Raw genomic sequence first — 20,209 nt, forward strand, 5'->3', positions numbered from 1 at the left:
CGGAGCGCCTGGCGGCACGCCACAAGGCTCCCGTAGCGTCTCTCAACCCGCCGCCTCATCCGCGAAGGCGAACGCGTCCAGGCGCTCCAGATCGCCTATGGTGGCAGGAGCGAGCTCCAGCAGGCCCTCGCCCCGGACCAGGATCGCCAGGCACTGGGCGCGGCTCAGGGCGACGTTCAGCCGGTTGCGGCTGAACAGGAACCCGGTCCCGCGAGGCGCATCGGCGCCGTTTGAGGTCGCCATGGAGACGATGGCGACGGCAGCTTCCTGGCCCTGGAACCTGTCGACCGTGCCGACGCGGACCGCCGCAGGAAGCATCCGCCGCAGGAGATGGACCTGGGCGTTGAAGGGGGCGACGACCAGGATGTCCTCGTGCGTCAGCCGGCGGACCGTACCGTCTGGCAGGCGCAGTTGCTGTCGGACGAGCGACGCGACGAGCGCGGCGACCACGTCGGCCTCTTCCGGGCTGGTCTGCCGGTTGGCTTCATGCGGGACGGCGACGACGCTGATGCCGGCGGGCTTCAGGGCGGGATGGGCGTCCTGGTGCAGGATGAGCGCTCGCTCGGTGGTCGAGGTGTGGGCTTCCAGGCGACCTTCGTAGAAGGCCTCTGAGATGAAGCTGCAGACCTCAGGGCGCATGCGGCGCGAGACGTCGAGGAGGATGCCGCGCTCTGGCGGGACCGTGGCGTGGTCCTGCATCAGGTAGTCCAGACACGAGAGCCCGGACTGGCCGGGGTGGGTCCCCTGTACCGGTTGGGGCAACTGCATCTGGTCGCCCACCAGGATGATGTTCCTGGCGCATCCGGACATGGCGGCAAGGTTGCCGAGCGCCACCTGGCCCGCCTCGTCGACCACCAGAACGTCGAAGGCGCCAAGTTCGGACGGCCTTGCGAAATGGAAGGCCGTGCCACCGACCAGTTGGGCGAAGCCCGCTTCATCACTGTCGGTGATGGTGCTGATGCAGGCGCCGTTGAAGTAGGACTCCGGATTGCCCTGCGACCCCTTCTTGCAGCCTTGGAAGGTGAACCCCTGCTCGGCGGCGCGGGCCTCGACAGCCTCCAGCAGGTTGTTGATCGCCTTGTGCGCGTTGGAGGTCACGCCGACGCGTTTGCCGGCCTTCAGGAGGGCCAGGATCATCATGGAGGCGGTGTAGGTCTTGCCGGTCCCAGGCGGGCCCTGAACAGGCAGGTAGCTGCGATCGAGGCGCAGCGCTGCGCTGACCGCGCCGTCCACCAGGTCGACCCCTTCGGGGATCATCGGATCACCGGCGGCGACGCCTGCGATGCGCGGTGCGCGGCGGGTGATCAGGTCCAGGAGGGCACGGTCGCAGTCCGCGTCGCCGGAGGCCAGGCGAGCGGCCAGGCGCTTGACCGCTTCGATGAGCACGTCCTGGTCGATCACCGCACCTGGGATGATGCTGGCCCTCTCCGGGAAGTCGCCAGCGGCAAGACCCCGGCGAAGGGTGAGCCAGCCGCCGTCAACGTCGAGCTCCAGCAGCACGCCCGCCGGCTTCGCCCCATCGGCGAAGCGGCAGCGGTCGCCCTCCTTCAGCTTGGTGTCCTGCGGCTCGAACCGATAGGTGGCGATCAGGGAGCGTTTGTCGGGGCGGACCGGCGCGTTGGGATCTAGCCAGGCGCCGCCGATGCTCTCGAAGTCCTCGATCAGGTCCTCCTCGCTCCAGGTCTGCCGGTCGAAGATCGCCCACCATTGCGGCTTCTGGGCGCGCTGGTGGAACCAGAGGAGTTCGCCGAGGAGATCGGCGCCGGTTTCGTCAGGCCTGGCTGCGGCGATCAGCTCGGCCTTCAGCGCCTGGCGGACGGCCTCGTCCTGTCGGCGTTTTGCGGCCCACTCGTCCTCTTCGGCTTGCTCGACCTGATCCGCGCCATTTGGGCCAGGCGCGGCAGGACCGCCGTTTGCTGGGCGCAGGGTCTCAAGCCAGTCGCGCATTCGCGCGGTGGAGACGCAGTCGTCCTCGTTGTAGCGGCCGATGCTGTCGAGGATCGCCTGCTCGCCGGTCTCGCGCCAGCGTTCGTACTCCACGATGGAGTCGCCGGCGTTGGTGACCTCGCCCTCACGCTGACCCCAGTAGATCTTCTCCAGGTCCTTCAGCGAGTAGCCTTCGGTGGAGGCGCGGATGGACTGGCGGACCACCTGGTAGAGGTCGACGAACCGCTTGTCGCGCAGCAGGTCGTCGAGCTCGGCTTCGCGCGTGGCGTGGCGCATCGCCAGGCGCTTCAGGGCCACCGTCTCGTAGGGCGCATAGTGGTAGATGCGGGCTTGCGGATAGCGATCGAGGTGAGCTGTGAAGAGGTCCATGAGGGCCTCAAAGGCGCGCTTCTCGGCAGCGCGATCGTGCGCCCAGATCGGGTGGAAGATGTCGGTCCCGTCCGCGCCCAGCGGTCCCCAGAGACCGAACAGGTACTCAAGGCCCTCCGGGTAGAGGGGATCGCCCTCCATGTCGAAGAAGAGGTCGCCCGGCGCCGGGGCTGGCAGGAGGTCAAAGCCCCTGCCCTCCTCCGGCGGCAGCAGCTCGGTGAGGTAGCGCCCTTCCTCGCGGCCGCGGTGTTGTAGCCGCGCCTGGCTGGCCAGCCGCTCGAACGCCTTGGCGCCGATGCCGCCGATGGGGGTGGCCGGATCGCAGCCCGCGAGCTGCGCCAGGGTGGTGACGCCGGCGGCCTCCAGCTTCAGCATCTGGTTGGTGGCGAGGCCCGCGACGAAGGTAGGGCTGTCTGCGGCGCGCCATTGCGCCTCGCAGCGGGCCGCATAGCCGCAGCGGGCGCATTCGGCGGAGGGCAGCGGGCGCGTCGGACGCTCGTCAGCGTCGGCGAACGTCTCGAAATCCGCCATCAGGCGGCGGGTGATGTGTCGTGTGCGGTCCAGCTCGAACGCCTGGGGTTCACCCTGGCCGACGTGGATGACGCCGGAACGGGGGCGGTAGCCGGTGGCGTCGGCAATGAGGGCGCCATAGATGCCGAGCTGCACCACATGCTCAGCCTTGGCCGCACGGGCGAGCTTGGCATCCTCGGGCGCATAGCCAGTGATGCCCTCCTCCTGGCGCGTCTCGCGGATCAGGAAGTCTGGGAAGCCTACCCAGCGGTCGTTGGCGAACGCGCCCTGGTAGATGAGCGGCGCGCCGTCCGCCATGGCGGCCAGGGTCTGGGCGACGCGGTCCTCCAGGGAGGCGTCGGTGGCGATCTCAACCGGCGCGCCGTGGAGCGCGGCGAGACGGTCAAGGACCTGCGCCTCGTGGTCGAACCCCTTGGCGCGCACGAGCTCGAGGGTGGCGTTGGCCTCCTCGTCGGGTTTGACGCCGTCGAGCCACAGGGCCGCCCGGTGCTGGCAGCCCAGGAATTCGTTGAGGCGGGAGGCGGAAAGCAGCTTTGTCATGCGCGAAGGGTCGCTGACCCGCACGTCAGGATTGGTCGCATGGTGGCGCTTGGTGCTGGCACAGCGACTTCAGGACCTTGCGGAGCGGTCGTGCGCGCTGAGCGCCAGCTTCAGTTCCTCCAGCATAGTCTCGCGCAGGATGGCCGGCTGGAGGATCTCCACCTGGTCGCGCCAGGTGAAGAGGTGCCAGGCCAGCTCGCGCATGCCGCTGGCTCGGAAGCGCACGACCACTGAGCCGTCGGCCTTATCCTCGATCTCCTGGGTCGGGTGGAAGCGCCAGAGCCGCGCCTCCTCTGCGCCGGCCGGCCCGATCCTGAGCACCACGTCCTGCACCTCGTCCTGGAAGATGCCGAAGGAGCGGTGTGCATAATCCTGCAGGTGGAAGCCCTCCGGCACGCTGGCCGGCCGGTCCAGCACCTCCAGATCGAAGATCCGGTCGAGCCGCCAGTTACGGGGGGCCTCGCCGTCGCTGCCGAGCTCGGCCGCCACCAGGTAGTTGGCGCGGCCGAACATCAGGCCATAGGGGGCGACGGTGCGGCGCGCGCCAGGCGTGCGGCCACCTTCGTAGCGGAAGGCGATCGCCCGCATGGCCACGAGGGCATGGCGGATCGCGCCGACGATCTCGGGGTCCTCGAAGGGGCGCGGACCGGCCTGTACGGCGATCGCCTCGGCCCTGACCAGCGCCTCCAGGTCGGGAGCGATCTTGCGCCAGGCGGTGGTGCGGATCGCGGAGGTCACCTTGCGCTCCAGGGTCTCGAGGATCTCGGCCCGCGCGGTCGCCCCGGAAGCCCTGAGGCTCGCGCCGGCCATGCCGAGCTCCGCCAGTTCCTCCGTCGTCGGGGTCTGGAAGATCGCATCGAGGCCCTGCGGGATGCGGAAGCGTTTGACCGGGCCGTCGGGCCATTCGTCCATCTGTGGGAAGAGGATGTAGAGCGCATCGCGCATGCGCTCGGCGGTGCGCCGTCCGACGCCGGAGGCTTCGGCCATCTCGTCGAGGGTCAGCCCTTCGGCGCTCGAGGCCAGTCGCCTGGCCAGTTGCAGCAGCAGTTCCGCTTTCTCGTAGCGCATGCCTTCCCCCAAAGGTCACGGCAAAGCCTTACCCCAGCGAAGGACAATCACAAGCTGCAAACGGCTGGGAGGTTGGCGCACCGCTGGCGACGGCCGCGGCATAGGCCCGCATCTGCTTCAGATGCTCATCGCGGATGCCCCAGGCTCCTGTCCAGTGCACCGTGCTGAGCCAGGGCGTGCCGTCGGGGAGGACGTAGTGCTCCAGGAGGCGTCTTGGCTTGTGGCCCGTGGTTGCTGGCGCGGTCACGCTGCGGATGTGGCGCAGATCATAGAGGCGCGCGGCCATGCCTCTCCAGCCGAGCCCCGGCTGCAGGACGACCTTCGGGCGGTGGTGGGCGATGAGGCGGCGGTTCAGCTCTGCGCAGAACTGCAGGTGCGGTTCGAGATCGCCCACCCGCCGCGAGAGCGCGCCGAGGTTGTTCGAGCTCCAGAAGAACATCTCCGTCGTCGCCCAGGGGCCGCCGACCGCCGCGGCGAAGTCGCCGCAGAGCCTGATCCAGCGCTCTTCGCTGGCCTTGTTGACGCCGCTGGCCTCATGCGGGGCCTCGCCAGGGTTCATCCCCATGATCAGGACGTCGACCGGTCCTTGCGCCTCGACGGGTTGGCCGTCCGCATAGCCGATGTTGAAGACGTAGCCTCGGCACTCGGCCAGCATCGGGTCGCTGGCCTGCCTGGCGCGGATGGCGGCATGCGCCTGCGAAAGCATGGTGTCGGATGACATGCGGAGCCCGCTCCCCCTGGGTGTCGCCGTTCCAGGGTCACCCTGAGGGCCTGGGGCGGCGGGGACAAGGCCGGCTTGTGCTCTGGGCGGCGGTCTCACGTCCGATGCTGACGTACCGCGCCCGCAATCCTCCTGGCGTCAGGGAGGACAGCGGATGCTGCTGCGCGTGATCGACATCGAGACGACAGGGACCTCGCCGTCGGAGGTGATCGAGATCGCCGCTGTGGACGTGATCCGTTCCGGCGGCCGCTGGACGGCGGGGCCGCCCCGTTCGCGGCTCTTCAGGCCCTCCGGAGAGATCAGCGTCCATGCCATGGCCATCCATCACCTGACGCTGGCCGACCTGGACGCGGCTTTGGGACCGGCGACCGATGAGGCTATCGCCGAGTTCGTGCTGCAGGCTCCTGCGCCGGACGTGCTTGTGGCGCACAACGCCGACTTCGAGCGGCGGCATCTTGGGCGGGCGACGGGGGCGTTGCCCTGGCTCTGCACCGTCAAGGCTGCGCGCGAGCTCTGGCCGGGCGCGCCCGGCTATGGCAATCAGGTCCTGCGCTACTGGCGCCGACTGGAGCTTGATCCGGCCCTCGCCATGCCGGCGCACCGCGCGGCCCCGGACGCCTGGGTCACCGCACACATCCTGATCGATCTGCTTCAGTGCGGCGGCGCGCTGCTGGACGGCGCCGGGCTGTCGGCAGGACCGCTGGCCCTGGGCCGTGCGGCCTGATGCAGCGCGCGCTGATTGATGACTTCCATGACCGAAAGGACCCGATGAACCGTTTCCCCAAACTGCACGAAGCCCTCGACTATGCGGCCGAAGCCCACCAGCACCAGACCCGCAAGGGTACGACGATCGCCTACCTCAGCCACCTGATGGGCGTGGCGAGCCTGGTCATCGAGAACGGCGGCGACGAGGGCCAGGCGATCGCGGCGCTCCTGCATGACGTGATCGAGGACGCCGGACCGGAGCATGAAGCCCAGGTGCGCGCGGCGTTCGGTGACAGGGTGGCGGCCATCGTGCTGGCGTGCACGGATGGCGTGCCGGATGCCGCGGGCGTCAAGCCGCCGTGGCGCGAGCGCAAGGAGGCCTATCTGGCGCACCTGGAGACAGAGGTCAGCGAGGATGCCCTCCTGGTGTCGGCCTGCGACAAGCTGCACAATGCCCGGGCGATCGCGGCGGATGCGGCCAGCGGCAAGGACGTCTTCGCCCGCTTCACCGGCGGCAAGGCGGGGACGCTCTGGTACTATGACCGGCTGGCCGACATCTATGAGGCGCGGATGGGCGCTGGCGCATCGCTGCCGATCGAGTTGCGCGCCGCCATCGCCCGGATGAAGACCTTCGCCTGAGGCGCGGATGGGAGGGGGACTATGGCGGCATCCACCGTCTTCATGATCGACCAGGCCAATGGCCTGACGGAGCTCAGCCCGTCGGCCTACGACTCCGAGGACCTCTTCCAGGCGCTCCTGGCTGACCATCCTGCCCTCCTCCAAAGCGCAGGCGGGCCAACCGGGAAGTTGATTCTTGTACGCCGTGAGGCGCCCGTGCCTGAGGCGCAGGATGGACCGGGCCGCTGGTCACTGGATCACCTGTTCCTCGACGGCGACGGGGTGCCGGTCCTGGTGGAGGTCAAGCGCGCCACCGACACGCGGGCGCGGCGCGAGGTCGTCGCCCAGATGCTCGACTATGCCGCCAATGGCGTCGCCTACTGGCCCGTCGACCAGATCATCGAGGCCTTCGAGGCGACCGCGCGCAAAGGGGGCGCAGAGCCCGAGCAGAAGCTCGCCGAATTCCTGGGCGACGTGAGCCCGGAGTCCTACTGGCGTCAGGTGGACGCCAACCTGCGCTCAGGGCGCGTGCGCATGGTGTTCGTGGCCGACCAGATCGGCTCGGAGCTGCGCCGCATCGTGGAATTCCTCAACGAGCAGATGCGACCGGCCGAGGTCCTGGCGATCGAGGTGGCCCAGTTCACCGCTGAGGGCGGCGTGCGGCTGCTGACGCCCAAGCTGATCGGGGCGACCGAGCGGGCGGTGAGCGCCAAGGCGGTGACGCCGGCCAAGCCGCCGATCGACGAGGCGGGATGGTTGGAGAGCCTGAAGGAGGCCAAGGGCGTGGCGTGTGCCGACCATGCCGCCCGGCTCCTGGAGTGGTTCAGGGCGCATGGGTTCGTCACCGGCATCACCGACTCCCAGGATGCGATGTTCGCGCGGCTGGTGAAGCCGGGTGGCAAGCCGATCTGGCCATTCTTCATCCGGCGTAGCTCCGGGAAGGTGGAGACCTCGCTGCAGTACCTGAAGGAGAATCCGGCGTTTGCGAGCGATGCGCAGCGTCTTGAGCTGCTGGAACGGATAAGGGCCCTGCCGGGCGTTTCCATCTCCACCACCAAGGCGACCGGCTGGCCGGCGATACCCCTTGCCGACCTCTCGCAGGCGGCGATCTGGGATGGCTTCACGGCCATCGCCACCGACGTGAAGGCGCGTTCGGACAGCGGGGTGTAGCCGGGATCGGCGTGGCGGCTCACGGCTCCCTCGACGCGATCTGGCGCTCGCATGAGCACCCGCGTAGCTGCGCGAACCCCCTATCCAACCGCCCGAGCCAGACGGCCTGCCAGGGACTCACCGCTCACCGAGGGGTCGTCGAGGATTGCCGTAAGGCGGATGGGTCGTGGGGCGCCGCGTGCGATGCGGATCGTCTCAAGGTCGAAGATCATCGGATCCTTTGGTCTGGGCCTGAAGAAGACAGGTCCGCCCCAGTCGAACGGCTTGGCCGGAAACCAAAGCAGGGCAATGCCGTCGCTCTGCGTCTCGATCCAGACCGTACCGCCCGCCAGGGCGTGGACGAAGCTGTCCGCCGGCCGTCCCGCACCGGGCTGCATATCCGTCACGGGGAGCCAGCCGCGGGCGTCCCGTACACAGCGCCGGACCTCTGCAGGCGTCCGCTGCCGGACGATGTGGCCCCCGCCGGCCTCGCCGAGCCTGCGCACATTCCAGTCAGGATGTTCGGTGCAAAGGTGCCGGGGCCAGGGTGGGCCGAGCTTGTCGAGATAGACGCGGCCGCCACCGACTGACTGGTGGAAGAACACCCGTTCGCGGCACTCGGGACAGCGGACATCCGGTATGGTGAGGCGGCGCAGCCGCTGGGCTCGGCTCTGCGGCTTCGGCGGCACGGCGAAAAAGGATGGTTGTGCGGGGCGGGGGCTTCTTGTTCCGCCCCAGCCGCAGTGGCAGTCGCTGCGGTGGTTGCGGGCATTGCAGGCCATCATGGACCTCCAGACACCATCGACGATTCGGATGGCGTCTTCAGCTCAGCGGCTTGGTGCGTCAGATATGGCCGTGCCTGGCGGCGCCGGCATCGTCGCGCGAGATCAGCGCCGAGGTCTAGGGATCGGGACGTCTGAGCGCCCGCGGACGCCAACCTGGTCCGACTCGGCGGAGCCGGCCTGATAGCGGCGCGCCCAAACGTCAGTGCGCGATCTCCGCGGCGGCCTCATCAATGAGGCGCGCTGGCTCCAGTGACGGCAGCGTCGGCGCTTCGTCACCTTCGTCGTCACCCTCGTCCTCGGCATACAGCCCCTTGGGCAATGCCTTGGTGTTGCGGGCGCCTAGCTCTCGCAGCTTCTGGGCCTGGCCCACCAGGTTGCCGTGCCCTGTCTGCAGCTTGGTCATCGCGCCGCGGTAGCTCAGCTGCGCCTGGTCGAGCTTCTGTCCGACCTTCTGCAGGTCCTCAACGAAGCCGACGAACTTGTTGTAGAGGTGGCCGGCGCGCTCGGCGATGGCCTCAGCATTGCGGTTGCGGCGCTCCACCTGCCAGACGTTGTCCACGGTGCGCAGGGCGATCATGAGCGTCGTTGGTGTGGCGATGGCGACGTTGTTCTGCACGGCGAATGTCGTCAGCGTCGGGTCCTTCTGCAGGGCCGCGGCGAGCGCGCCCTCGATGGGCACGAACATGATCACATAGTCGAGGTGATCACCGGCCAGGGCCTGATAATCCTTGGAGGCCAGGTGCTTGATGTGCTTGCGCATGGAGGCGAGGTGGGCGGAGAGGGCCACATCGCGCTCGGCCTCATCCTCACTGTTCACATAGGTTTCGAAGGCCACCAGCGAGACCTTGGCGTCGATGACCACCTGCTGGCCGTTGGGGAGGCGGACGATCACGTCGGGACGCAGTCGGCGGCCATCGTCCAGCGTCTGGCTGAACTGCGAGATGTATTCCTCGCCCTCCCGCAGGCCCGACTTCTCCAGGAGCGAGGCCAGGATCATCTCGCCCCAGGCGCCCTGGGTCTGGGACTTGCCCTTCAGGGCGCGGGTGAGGTTCACCGTCTCGGTAGTCATCTTCGCGCTCTGCTCGGAAAGCAGGCGGACCTGTTCGCTGAGCGCCGCGCGCTCCTTGGCGCTGTCCGTCTGGGCGCTCGCCAGACCGTCCTGGAACTCCTTGAGCTTGTCGCGCAGCGGCGTCAGCAGGCCGTCGAGCTGCTCCTTGTTCTGTTTGGTGAAGGTCTCGCCGTGGCGCGACATCACGTCGTTGGCCATGACCTGGAATTCCTTGGTCATGGCGTCCCTGGCCTCGCTGAGGAGCTTCAGCTTTTCCTCAGCGTTGCGGCGCTCCTGGTCGAGGGCCTCCTTAAGGCCTGCCAGTTCGACCTTGAGGCGGCTGACTTCACGATCCGATGCCTCGCGCGCATCGCGCGCTGCCTCGGCCTCCGCCTTGCGAGCGGCCTCGACGCCTTGCAGCCGGCCCTTCAGGTCCGCAGTAGTGGCCTCGCGCTCACTGCCCGTCGCAAGCGCTGCGGCAAGCTCTGTCTGAGCTTGCACCTTCGCTGCCCTTTCCTCATCAATCCTGCTGCGGGCGCTGGCGAGCTCCTGTTCGTGCTGAGTGGCTTGGGAGAGCCGCTCCCGCGCCACGGCGAGCTCCCGTTCAAGCGAGACACGTTCAGCCATCGGTTCCGAAGCGCCAGCCGGACGAAGCCCATGGCGGCGCAGGACGACGACGAGCACGAGCGCGACCATGGCCGCCGCGAGCAGTCCAATCACGCCGCTGAGGATGAACGGGCCAAGGTTCGCCATGGTGTATCTGCCTCCAGGTCATGCAGCGGACCGCGGCGCGGCCCTGGGCTGTCTGCCTCTGCGCTTGGATCACCGATGCGTCAGGTTCGGTCGGATGGGATGCTCAGTGCCCCTGGACGGCGCACTAACACATGTCCTTGTCGACGAAGCTCGCCGTGTAGTCCCGGTGGCGGCGCACTTCGTCTTCGATCTGCGACGGCGGGGTCAGCGTCGGCAGCATCTCTTCACCTTGGGAAAGACCCCATGCCAGGACGAGGCGGGCGAAGTCAGCGCCGGCTGTGTACTTCAGCCCACGCTGGGGCTTGGGCGTCACCAGAGGCGCTTCGAGACCCTGAGGGTAGTTGTTGTAGAGCTCAGAGTGGACGTCTGTCAGGCGTCCGCCCCCCACAAACAGCAAGGGCTTAGGGATGCCGTTCAGGGGGAAGAAGCGGCTGTCCTTGCGGAGGAAGGTGTAGCTGAGCACACGGCGCGTATGCTGGGCGCAGGCCGCGCGGAAGGTGGGATCGGGAACACCGTTCCTTCTCGCCAAAGCCAGGGCCTCGCCGCCGAGCGTATCCACCGAAGACATCAGGACCTGGACGTTCTCGTCGCCGGCCGGGAGGTAGAAGGTCGCCACATCGAGGGTCGCGGCGCCGACATCGACGATCACATGCGCGCCCGCCCGGTGGTCGGGACTGACCTTGTAGCCGGCGATCACCGCTGCGAGCTCTTCGTAGAGGACGAACGGCGTATCGGCGCCGGCTGCTTCGGCCTTGTCTGCGTCTCGCAGGGCCTCACGCACGGCGTCCAGGTCTAGCTGATCGGCCTGGGAGGCCAGGCGAAAGGCAGCTGCCAGGATGCCATGCATCTCCTCCACGCAGCCCGCCTCGTCCTTGCACGACACCGGCAAGCCGACGTGGAAGCGCGAGAAATAGTCTGCTCTTCGGATACCCGCGGGCGCATCGTTGTCGTGGTCGCCGACGACGTAGGCGATCATGAGGGCGAGGAAGGCGGTCGCAGCCTGGGCATAGGTCACACCGTGGGCCGCCATCCGATGACCGCGGGTATGGATCTGACCTGCATCCGGCCGTGGGATCAGGCCAGTCTTGAAGCCCGTGATGGGCTCGGCGTCACCGAACGACGTCAGGGCGAAACGTCCGCTCGAGGATGAATACCAGACCCGCGTCGCCCACAGGTGGGCTCCCGCCGCGCCAGGCTCTGCCCTCAGACCCTCAGGGACCGTCAGGGCGTAGGAGGGGTCGCCGGCGCCCGGTTGGCGCACCACGACCTTGGTGGAGCTCGTGCCGAAATCGAGGCCGACCACATAGCCGCCCTCGTCCGGAGCGCCTTCCATCGCGATCCGCGCCGCGCCAGCCTTCACCGTGGCGCTGATCGCTCCCACCGCTTCAGGGGTCAAGGTCTCACTCGTGAGCGCAGGCTGCATCGCCTGCTCGAAGATCTTGGAGTGGACATAGGCGAGCGCGGCTCGGCCCTTGAGGTCCGCGACGGGCTGCTCATCGTTTGCGGCTACGGGCAATGGCGAAGGCGCGTGCGAGGCGTTGGCCGCCTTGGTTGGCGCCGGCGGGGACGGCGGAGCGGTTGGGGCGATTGGAGCAGGACGGGCAGGCAAAGACGAAGGCTGCGTGCCGGGAAGGGATCTGGCGAGACGCTTGCGCAGCTGAGCGAGCGCTTCCTGGAACGGCAGGTTCTTCTCCCGGTTGGACATCAGGCCACCTCCACCACGGCGACCCCGAGCGTCTCGGGAGGGTTGAATTCGAAGTAACCCGCGCGCTCGGCCTCCTCGATCTTGAGCTCCATCCGGCCGACGTACTTCTCAAGCTTGGCCCGTTGCGCCGGCACGATCCTGGCGCGCCGCCCGCCGACCCGGAGCAACTCGGCAATCTGGGCCTCATCCTTGGCCCGCCGGCTGTCGAGCTGGCGCTGCAGGACGGCGAGCAGGGTCGCGCGCTTGTCTTCGTGCGACGCCTCCTCGATGGCGATGTATTCCGAGTGGGCGCGCTCCAGATGCCCCTCGATAAGACCGTCTCGGATGGCGTCTGCGAAGCGCGCCGCCTCGGACGGCGAGCAGTCCATCATCTGCAGATGCTGCAGCGCAGTGCTCGTCAGGGTCTCGGCGGTCTCCTCGGCCAGTAGTTCCCCTGTGACAAGATCCATGCCGGCGTAGACCAGCCGGTCCTGCGGCGTCACGCCGCCGACGGACCAGCGTTGCACGGCCAGGCCATAGGTTCCGGGCTGAAGGCCGGCTGGACGCTCATCAGCGTCCAGCAGTCCGACGACGGCGGGGCGGGCGTTAAGGCCGGACGCCGCCGCTTCGCGCTGCTCGGCGATGAACCGCACCAGCGGGTGCGTCGGTGTGATGACCTCGATGTCCGGCCGGCGAGCGCCCGCCGGCTTCTTGAAGGCGACGCGAACAGGCTCACCGCGGCGTAAGCGGGTTTCAAAGCGGCGCGCCCGGTTGTCGAGATACTCGCGGAAAGCCTGGTGGGCTGCCGGGCAGAGCCTCAGATCGTGGGCCTCGTAGTCCACCGGCGCGCGGTCGATGGACGAGCGGGGGAAGATCGCCTGCAGGCCGCCGCGCAGATAGGAATAAAGCTCCTCGGGCTGGATCCAGCGCTGTTGTTCGTGGGTGCGCTTGATGCGGCGCAGGATCATGTCGCCGTGGGCGATGAGACCGGCCGCCTCCTCTTCCAGATCGTCCTCGATCCTTCGCCGGGTCTCGGCGGCCTGGGCTGCGCGCTCGATCTCGCCGTTGACCTCTTCGGTCGTGAGCTTGGGGTCGAGAAGGCGCCCCTCCAGCTCGCGAACGATGGGACCTAGGATGGGCTCGAACCCGCCCAACGTGCGGACGATCAGCTCAAGGCGCTCATAGAGCCGGGTGTAGACCCGATCCTCGATGGTGCCCTCGCAGATGAGGCTGAAGACCTCCACGGTCTCGGCCGTCTGTCCGATGCGATCGATGCGGCCCACGCGCTGTTCGACCCGCATCGGGTTCCAGGGCAGGTCGTAGTTGATCAGGATGCGGCAGAACTGCATGTCCAGGCCTTCGCCGCCGATCTCCGAGGTAAGCAGGACGGCGGCGCCTGGAGCGTCCTCGAACGCCTCCAGGACACTCTCGCGGGACCGGCTGATCGAGCCGTGCATCTTGTGGCAGGCGATGCCGTCCGCCTGCAGGCGTTCCTCCAGGTAGTCCAGCGTGCCCCGGTAGCTGGAGAAGACGATCAGCTTGGACAGCGGATCCGCAGCCCAGGTGTCGCCAAGGGCTGTGCGCAGGAGGGTGTATTTGCTGTCGGCGTCGGCAAGCTTCCCAGCGCCGCGGGGGTCCTCGCAAGCGGCGGACAAGGCCTGGATGAGTGGGCCGGCCGCGCGGCGCGCAGGACGATCCACCTCGTCCTCTCCTTCCTCGCCGAAGTCGTCCACCGCTTCTTTCCAACGGCGGTAGGCGGCCGGCAGGCAGGATGCGAGCATCCGCTGGGTGTTGGAGAGCAGGAACATCTCGTTGACGTCCGCTTCCCAGGCGTACTGGCGAATGATCGCGCTGGCGCGGTCGTAGAAGTCGCGCTCCAACTCATTCATCTGCCAACGGCGGCACTCGGCCCGGCGCACAACCTGCATGTCGCTGACGTCCCGCCGCCGGGTCCGGTTGACGATGCCGCCGAGCATCGACATCTCCTCCAGGCGCGAGGCGATCTCCGCCCGGCGGGCCGGCGTGTCCGTTGTAGCGTCCTCAGACAGTTGCTCGCGCAGGATGGCGAGACGCCGATCGGTCTTCAGCAGCTGCCCCGGCGCGATCGCAGTCAGCGCTTCAGCGACGTCAGCCAGGGAGTGTCTGGCGGAGAGCACCTTGTCCCGCGCCTCCACCAGGGGCGCGTTCTCGGTCTGCAGCTCGCTGAAGATCCATTCGCGGTCGAACAGATCCGGCTCGATAAGGCGCAAGATGGAGCGCAGGTCCTCGCTCCTCAGGTTGATCGGCGTCGCCGACAGCATGAGTTTGTAGTCGGCAAGCTCAGTGATCATCCGCGCCGTGCGGTGCTGCGCCGTCTCCGAATTGCGCAGATGGTGGGCCTCATCGAACACGACCATGTCGAAGAGTGGCTCGCCGCCCTGACGGGCGTCGAGAAAGCGGGCAAGCTCGGCTCTCGCTCCGGAAGCCGGCGTCTCCTGGTCATCCCAGCCTCGGGGGAGACGGACGCCGGACAAGGTCGCGACGACCGCGAAATCGCCGCCTCGGACCTCAGCCTCCTTCAAGGTTGAAAGGAGTTCGGCAGCGTCTGACGCTTCAGCGAAGACGCGGAACTTATCGCGCAACTCGGTGCGCCATTTCGGCTGCAGGGACTTGGGGCAGACAACAAGGAGACGGCGTACGTCGTAGCGGGCGGCAAGCTCCGTCCATACCAGGCCCGCCTCGATGGTCTTGCCGAGACCGACCTCGTCGGCGATGAGTAGGCCGCGCGACGCGGAATTGAGGATCTTCACGACTGGCTTGAACTGGAAGGCATGGAAATCGGTGTTCGTCGCTTCCATGCTGTAGATGAGGTCGGCCAGTCGGCCGGTCAGGCGCACATGCGTCAGAAGGCGGCCCAGGTCGTCGGGCGCCGAGAGCTGCCCTCGCGCTAGATCCGAGACGGCGTCCGGCGCCTCTTCCAGGGGGATGAGACGAGATTCGAGAAGCCAGATCGGCTGTCCGCTCGCGAGTTGAACTTGCCGGTAGACCCGGCCGTTGGTGATCCTGGTCTGCGCTGAAGCGATGCCGACCTTCGCCGGATCATCCTTCACGCGCACGCGCATGTCCGCTTCGATCATCGCCTTGCCCCCGTAGCTGAAGTTAATGTGCTTGAGAGGAAGAATTCAACTTCAACGAACCGCTGGTTCGTTGCGCAGCCTGGGGCTGTCGCGCGGCAGGCGCCGATCAATGGACGGCGCGGTAGCGGCGACCACCGCGGCCTTCGTGATGGTGCAGGACTGTCACAACGCTGCCTGTAAGGTCGCTCCAGACCAGAACCAGCCGTGACAGGCGATCAACCTGGCCACCTAGTTCAGCTCGGATAGAGCGATCCTGTAACCGTCGGCGGCTGACCCGCAATAAGCGGCAACCGCCTCCTGCGGGAGCGTCAATGTCGGCATGCTCAAGCAGGGCATTGATGAGGCTGTGGGGCGCCCCGCGCTGCTGGGCGCGGGCGCCGGCGTGTACAGACAGGTCAAGTTCAAGCATTGACTGGGTCCCTGGACAGTCCTGGGACTATCGCGCGCCCACCCGACAGATTCGGTCGTGTTGGATAGCGCACGCGGGGCCGCTTGGCGTCGCGAGCGTCGCCGCGGCTCCATGTTACTGTCGCGCGGCAACCGGAGTTCCATTGGGAATGGACCTCAGTCTTCTGGCCTCAACCGACGACTGAGGAGTCAATGGCCAGGGCTTCTGCCTAGAACGCACGACAGATTGACGCGATCGGCGGCCAGGACTGCCGTTGGCACTTAAGGTTGAATGGTGTTGATACCTCAGAAACCTGCTGGAGCTAAGACTGCACGTGCTGCACGCCTTCATCACCAAAAAGGTGCGACGGATTCTTGGCCGCGATGGCCATGAGCACACGAACGGCAAGGACGAAGACGCCATCACCTCGATGGTCTTCACGCCCCTGACCTTCATGGAAGCCGGCGAAGCTTTCGCAGCCCTCGATCAGTTGCTTGGCGGCGCGCTCGGGCAGCATTCTGACGCAAACTTGCCCCGCAGGCACACGGTCCATCTTTGGCCGTCGGGCCTGTTGGCGCCAAGCGTCGAGGGCGATGAACTTACCGGCTGCGAGCCGGACCTCGTGGTCGTATTCGAATTCGAGGTCGGGCGGCGGCTTGTCGTGATCGGCGAGATGAAGTGGGACTGGAAAATGGCGCCCGCTGCGCTCGATCGGGAAGTCGCCCGGGAGAAGGTGGCGGTCCGAAGCCGCTGGCCAGGCGAGCAGCTCGCGTTCGTGTTGTCAAAATACCCCTATCGCGTTCGGCATCGCGGGTTTGAGGCGCTCACCTGGTTAGACGCGTCCAGCCGGCTGGAGCAAATGGAGGCGACTGCAGAGCAGAGAGCCTCCGGCCGTTGGGCCATCCTCGTTCGGAGCTTTCTGGCTCTTGCAGATGTAGTGGGATTTGGAGGCTTTCCCCTCGAGGCGTTGCCCCACCTGCCGCCCAGCATCCCGGCGTGCGCCTTTTGGCTGTCTCCAGCCGAAGCATCGGCGCAGCCTGTGGGCTTCGGCGGGTTCGCCGCCGACCGGATTGCGGGCCTTTCGGACCCTTTGAAAAGCTAGGCCTACTGGAGGGCGACCGATGATTGACTGTCCGATCTTCGTTGCCGCTGGGCTGATGACAAAGGTCTGGGCAGAAGGTGAACACCTGCGACAGGCCGCAATCACCGGCTTACGGCGTGCAGGACTGGAGGCCGTATATAGGCAAGAGGTTATGCGCTCGGACGCCCTCAGCTACGGCTACGAGTGCGAGCTCAAAGGCGTTTACGCCCGACAGAACAGGCCCGCTCACCTGCTTCTTGGGTTCGATCTCTTCAGGACTGGCGCTGTTGAGGGCTGGCCTGCCGGCAATGCCGCGCTGCTCCTGGTGGGCTACGGGCCAAAGGCTTCTGATCCTTGGGATATGGACGATCTGGTCTTCGGCTCCGATGGACGCCTCACCGATCCCGACTATCGGGCGAGCCTTACACCTATGGCCGCCTTTGGTACGCGCCTGCTTGCTTTTGAGAGCGAAGCGTCGTTGCCAATGGCCAGACGGTCGTGGCTGTACGCCGTGCCCCTCGGACGGATTTCTGGACCCGTCGAAGTGGATCGCAACATTGTCGAACCGCTGATGGGTCTGCTGGCCCGAGACGGCGTGAGACCCGGCCCGCTGCTGGCCTCTTCCGCAATCGAGTGGCCCGCCTGGTCTGCGGCCGCCGCTGTATCGCCTTGCTATCCGGCGCATGCATCCTGAGAGGCCGTCTGCCGCTGAACCGGGAGGTGTGCCACCACCATCACGCCGCTAGCGATGCCAATACGGACGGTTGGATTCTGTGCTGCGGCAGAGTTTGAGCCCCCCGCATGCACAGCGCAACGCTGATCGAGGCGACGGAAGCGAGCCTTGGTGCAGGCGTTGTCGGCAAGCTTGTGGTGCGCCAGCGCATGAAATCAGAACACCGAACGGTGGTTGACTTCAGTTTAAATAAAATATTGACGAAAAGCTCCCTGACACGTATGATACACGCTATGTTATATTCTTACTCACTAGAGAATTATCCTTCTTCACTTGACGATGCTGTTGCGTCCTCAACGGAAACTCGCGCCGATATCGCACCCTTGCTCGATGAAGCCATTGTAGAAACACGGCTGGGGGGGCAATTGGGGTTCCTTGCAAGGCTTCGCGCCAAATGCCGCGACCTAGGGTATCCAACTGAAGCAGCGATGATAACGAAACTCGCGTTTCAATTTCGCCGCGAGGATCCGTTCTGACCACCATCTGGATATCTGCGCGTTAGCCTCTGCGAGTTAGCGCTTACGGGCGCCGTTCCGGAACCGCTCCCTCACCCGGTGGGACTCACGCAGCAGGCGCCAGTGGGCAAACTGGCAGACGCCGAATTCTTCCTTTAGTACGCGCTTGGTGATCTTGCCTTTCGGCAAGCGTGGTGGGGGCGCAGGTCGCTCTCGCGAAAACCCGCTGTCCCAACAACGGGGTTGGACAGTCGCGCTTCGCCCAAGAACAACGCAGCTTCACACACGGTCTGAGAACCGGTCATAGGCATCAAGGCGGCGCACCAGCAGGTCAATTTCCCCGCGGTAGATCTCTGCCTTCAGGAAGGCCTCCTCGGCTTCTCGCGCTTCTGCATCGACGTCGATGTACCAGGCGCGCGGTCCGCCCCCACCTTCTGCGTTCCATCGATAGCCCCGAGCCTTGAGGACATCCTTCAGGTCAAAGGGCGAGTTCTCTGCCCAGATGCGCCAGGACGGAGCCCGTGCCCGCTCCAGGAGCTGGTCAAGGCCAGTGCGGCCGCTGACAGGCAGACGGCGGGCCAAGAGCTCAATGGCCGCCAAGCAGTCATGGACGGCGCGGTGGCGCTCATAGAAGAAACCGGCGCCGACGGCGAGGTAGGCGAGCTTCGTGCCTTCGTGACCTTCGCCAGCCCAGTCCACCTCACTCATCGAGCACGCCCAGGGCTTGGTGTTGAAGACTCCGTAGTGTCGCTCCAGGAAACGCCGATCGAAACCCGCGTTATGGGCGATGACCAGCGCGGCGGGGGCGGCGAACGCGGCGACTTCGTCCGGATTGATCGTCTTGCCCGCCACCATGGCGTCATCGATGCCAGTGATGGCGGTGATCTGAGGGGGGATAGGATTGGCGGGTTGACGCAGTTGCTGAAATGGCTCGCCGACGCTGTAGACCTCGCCGTCCAGGCCGTAGATGAACGGGACCATCGCCAGTTCGATGATCTCGTCGTGGGCGGTGTCGAGGCCGGTCGTCTCTGTATCGACGAAGAGGCCCATACGGGTCGGCACACCAACGGGTGGGCCTCGATCGGGTCTTGGCGCCAGGCGACGTAGGACCCGGTAGTCGTCCGAAAACTCCAGGGCCTGGGCCATGGCCTCAAGGTCGGCGCGCGGTCCTGCGGCAGGCGCGGTGGTCAATGAGCGTCCCTGTTCGTCAGCGCGGTGGTTTCGGACACCGTAGCCGACGACAAAGCAAAGTTCGACAGCGCGGCCTATGACCAGGGCACAGCAGCGGTGCACGCTACCGACAAGGGGAGGACGAAACGCTCCGGGGCAAAGACGCCACAGGCGGCGGCCCCCGGCGTCCGTTAACCTCGCCGCGACGGGGGCAAGGGTGGAGCAGGGCGACTACTGATGGCGGAGGTCAAGGAGGCCGACTGCATGTGTGCCTGCGATCGGGAACCCGCGCGGCTGCCGCAGCCGCGCAGCCGGTTACGGCAAGTTCGCTGCTATGAAGAGCATAGGATCAGATTACTTGGGCAACTTCCGCAGGCCATGGCGGCGGCGCACGGGGTCTTCGGCGGCCCAAGCCTCGACTTGCCGGTCTGGGCCGCGGAAGCGCGCGGAACGGCGCGGAACGGGGACGCAGAGCGGGACCGGTTCCTTCGTGAGGTCTACGGGACACTTCTTGCCTGGGGCATGCACCGCATGGGCGAACGGGGCGCGACGATGCCGCGCTTCGAAACCTTCAGGGCAAGCATCCTGTCCGTATGGCCCTTACTTGAGGCGCTCTGGGACGTCAGGCGACCCCAGACCCAGGCGCAATGGTCGGCGCTCTGTCGGGTGTTCCACGCCGCCGAGGCGTCCACCACGAACAGCCGCCTCGTCGCCAACGCCAAGGTGCTGGCGCTCCTGCTGCCAGACGCTGTCGCCGTGATCGACCGGGAGTACACGTTGCGCTTTCTTGGCCTTCGCAATGTCTATACGTACGGTACGCACCCTGATCGTGCCGCCCCTTGCTTTGAATGGCGGCTCTTCAGGGAAATCCACGAGTGCTTCTTCTACCCACTCGTCGATGACCCGAACTTCCAAACTGCTGTGCAGCAGTGGCCAGCCCCACAGGAGGGTCAGGAACCAGCCATGATGGGAACCCCGCTCAGGGCCGCGGACAGCATGGTGGTCGGCTTCCAGCGGCTTGGTCTGGGCTGACGGCGACAGCCTCGTGGATCAGAACAAACCCAGGCCCCCTCGCTCGTCGGTTTCAGCGTTGGTGCTCGGTCACCGCTCATCCCGTGGAAACCCCAACTCGTGCATACAAATCTTCGACGTGCGCCAAGGCTTGATTGACGCCTTCCGATGCTAGTCGCCCAGCCGCGGGGGCGGGCTCACACCTTAAACGGAAAACGGGTGCGCCGAAGGTCGCCTGCGGGCGCCAGCCTCGGCGCACCCACTCCAGCGCCGCATAGACGCGGCGTCCGGCCGGACCTATCGCGACCGGCCTGGCGGGCTCCGAACGGGTTCGCCG

The 20,209-nt window shown here is 66.7% G+C and carries 15 protein-coding genes; 7 read left to right on the top strand and 8 right to left on the bottom strand.

Translation table 11 applies throughout. The features are described from left to right. Positions 1 to 42: 42 nt before the first annotated feature. The 3 genes from ACO2Q3_RS12500 to ACO2Q3_RS12510 all read right to left on the bottom strand — a co-directional run bounded on the left by ACO2Q3_RS12500 (position 43) and on the right by ACO2Q3_RS12510 (position 5,176). The gene (locus ACO2Q3_RS12500; RefSeq protein WP_423306954.1) at positions 43 to 3,387 is read right to left on the bottom strand and encodes a TM0106 family RecB-like putative nuclease; all 3,345 of its coding nucleotides are present in this window, start codon (positions 3,385 to 3,387) and stop codon (positions 43 to 45) included. Positions 3,388 to 3,456: 69 nt separating this feature from the next. Beyond that, complete coding sequence (locus ACO2Q3_RS12505; protein WP_423306955.1) at positions 3,457 to 4,455, bottom strand: helix-turn-helix transcriptional regulator; 999 nt, start codon at positions 4,453 to 4,455, stop codon at positions 3,457 to 3,459. Between the two features lie 28 nt (positions 4,456 to 4,483). Further along, complete coding sequence (locus ACO2Q3_RS12510; protein ID WP_423306956.1) at positions 4,484 to 5,176, bottom strand: hypothetical protein; 693 nt, start codon at positions 5,174 to 5,176, stop codon at positions 4,484 to 4,486. A gap of 154 nt (positions 5,177 to 5,330) precedes the next feature. On the opposite strand from ACO2Q3_RS12510, the gene ACO2Q3_RS12515 reads away from it, so the two are divergent. From ACO2Q3_RS12515 to ACO2Q3_RS12525, 3 genes are read left to right on the top strand one after another with little or no spacing between them, the layout of a single operon-like run. Continuing rightward, entirely contained in the window at positions 5,331 to 5,900 is a 570-nt protein-coding gene (locus tag ACO2Q3_RS12515; protein ID WP_423306957.1) for an exonuclease domain-containing protein, read from the top strand. 44 nt (positions 5,901 to 5,944) lie between these two features. After that, complete coding sequence (locus ACO2Q3_RS12520) at positions 5,945 to 6,520, top strand: HD domain-containing protein (RefSeq protein WP_423306958.1); 576 nt, start codon at positions 5,945 to 5,947, stop codon at positions 6,518 to 6,520. A gap of 21 nt (positions 6,521 to 6,541) precedes the next feature. Beyond that, positions 6,542 to 7,669, top strand: a complete 1,128-nt coding sequence (locus ACO2Q3_RS12525) for a hypothetical protein (protein ID WP_423306959.1) — start codon at positions 6,542 to 6,544, stop codon at positions 7,667 to 7,669. Between the two features lie 80 nt (positions 7,670 to 7,749). Here ACO2Q3_RS12525 and ACO2Q3_RS12530 read toward each other — a convergent pair whose 3' ends face one another. The 4 genes from ACO2Q3_RS12530 to ACO2Q3_RS12545 all read right to left on the bottom strand — a co-directional run bounded on the left by ACO2Q3_RS12530 (position 7,750) and on the right by ACO2Q3_RS12545 (position 15,034). Then, positions 7,750 to 8,433, bottom strand: coding sequence for a hypothetical protein (locus tag ACO2Q3_RS12530; RefSeq protein ID WP_423306960.1), 684 nt, complete (start codon positions 8,431 to 8,433; stop codon positions 7,750 to 7,752). A gap of 199 nt (positions 8,434 to 8,632) precedes the next feature. After that, on the bottom strand, positions 8,633 to 10,234 hold the full coding sequence (gene rmuC / locus ACO2Q3_RS12535; RefSeq protein WP_423306961.1) for a DNA recombination protein RmuC: 1,602 nt from the start codon (positions 10,232 to 10,234) through the stop codon (positions 8,633 to 8,635). Positions 10,235 to 10,358: 124 nt separating this feature from the next. Then, complete coding sequence (locus ACO2Q3_RS12540; protein ID WP_423306962.1) at positions 10,359 to 11,939, bottom strand: hypothetical protein; 1,581 nt, start codon at positions 11,937 to 11,939, stop codon at positions 10,359 to 10,361. Continuing rightward, positions 11,939 to 15,034: an SNF2-related protein gene (locus ACO2Q3_RS12545; RefSeq protein WP_423306963.1), complete on the bottom strand. Its 3,096-nt coding sequence runs from the start codon at positions 15,032 to 15,034 to the stop codon at positions 11,939 to 11,941. Before ACO2Q3_RS12545 ends, ACO2Q3_RS12540 begins: the two co-directional genes overlap by 1 nt. A 722-nt stretch (positions 15,035 to 15,756) precedes the next feature. On the opposite strand from ACO2Q3_RS12545, the gene ACO2Q3_RS12550 reads away from it, so the two are divergent. The 3 genes from ACO2Q3_RS12550 (at position 15,757) to ACO2Q3_RS12560 (ending at position 17,712) form a co-directional block, all read left to right on the top strand. Further along, on the top strand, positions 15,757 to 16,524 hold the full coding sequence (locus ACO2Q3_RS12550; protein WP_423306964.1) for a hypothetical protein: 768 nt from the start codon (positions 15,757 to 15,759) through the stop codon (positions 16,522 to 16,524). A 19-nt stretch (positions 16,525 to 16,543) separates the two neighbouring features. Then, entirely contained in the window at positions 16,544 to 17,197 is a 654-nt protein-coding gene (locus ACO2Q3_RS12555; RefSeq protein ID WP_423306965.1) for a hypothetical protein, read from the top strand. Between the two features lie 107 nt (positions 17,198 to 17,304). Then, positions 17,305 to 17,712 carry a hypothetical protein gene (locus ACO2Q3_RS12560; protein ID WP_423306966.1) on the top strand — a complete coding sequence of 136 codons (408 nt, stop codon included), beginning with the start codon at positions 17,305 to 17,307 and terminating at the stop codon, positions 17,710 to 17,712. Positions 17,713 to 17,970: 258 nt separating this feature from the next. Here ACO2Q3_RS12560 and ACO2Q3_RS12565 read toward each other — a convergent pair whose 3' ends face one another. Next, positions 17,971 to 18,882, bottom strand: a complete 912-nt coding sequence (locus ACO2Q3_RS12565; RefSeq protein WP_423306967.1) for a 3'-5' exonuclease — start codon at positions 18,880 to 18,882, stop codon at positions 17,971 to 17,973. Positions 18,883 to 19,098: 216 nt separating this feature from the next. Between ACO2Q3_RS12565 and ACO2Q3_RS12570 the strand changes: the two genes are divergently transcribed. Then, complete coding sequence (locus tag ACO2Q3_RS12570) at positions 19,099 to 19,893, top strand: hypothetical protein (RefSeq protein WP_423306968.1); 795 nt, start codon at positions 19,099 to 19,101, stop codon at positions 19,891 to 19,893. Positions 19,894 to 20,209: the final 316 nt, after the last annotated feature.

The sequence above is a fragment of the Caulobacter sp. KR2-114 genome, from assembly GCF_049446115.1.
Lineage (GTDB): Bacteria > Pseudomonadota > Alphaproteobacteria > Caulobacterales > Caulobacteraceae > Acaudatibacter.